Source organism: Cytobacillus sp. Bac17 (assembly GCF_024519925.1).
Taxonomy (GTDB): domain Bacteria; phylum Bacillota; class Bacilli; order Bacillales; family Cytobacillaceae; genus Cytobacillus; species Cytobacillus pseudoceanisediminis.
The window spans coordinates 1-520 of the sequence record NZ_JALJRC010000090.1; the positions used below are offsets into that span (position 1 = coordinate 1).

At 49.4% G+C, this 520-nt stretch carries 1 protein-coding gene; it reads right to left on the reverse strand.

Features of this window, described 5'->3' with window-relative positions; all coding sequences use genetic code 11:
• Nucleotides 1-520: hypothetical protein (locus NR125_RS30265; protein WP_256816866.1), on the reverse strand; the 520-nt coding region annotated here is incomplete at both ends.

Consider the following 520-nt stretch of genomic DNA (forward strand, 5'->3'; position numbering starts at 1 on the left):
CAGACGTGTGCTCTTCCGATCTTTTCTACTCTGCTTTGTGTCCTTTTCTCCTCTTTCTTTTTTCCTTTTTTCTCCCCCCTCTCTCCCCCTTCTCTTCTTCCCTCTCTCCTTTCCCCCCCTCTTCTCCTCTCCCCCTTCTCTTCCTCCCTTCCCCTCCCCCTCTTTCCTTCCCCCCTCCCTTTTTCCCCTCCTCCCCTCCTCTTTTTCTTCCTCTTTCTCTTTCTCTCTCTCCCTTTCCTCCCCTTCTCCCCCTCTTTTCTCTTCCTTTTCTCCCCCCTTCTCTCCTTTCTTCCTTCCTTTCCTCTCCTTCTTTTCTCCTCTTTCCTCCCTCTCTCTCTCCCTTCTCTCCCTTCCCCTTTTCCTTCCCTCTTTCTTTCTTCTCCTCTTCCTCCCTTCTTCCTCTTTTTCTTTTTCTCCCCCTCCTTTTTTTTTTCTCTTTTTCCTTCTTTCTCCCCCCTCTTCTCTTCCCTTCCTCTTTCCCTTTCCCCCCTCTTTTTCCTTCCCCTTTTCTTTTTTTCCT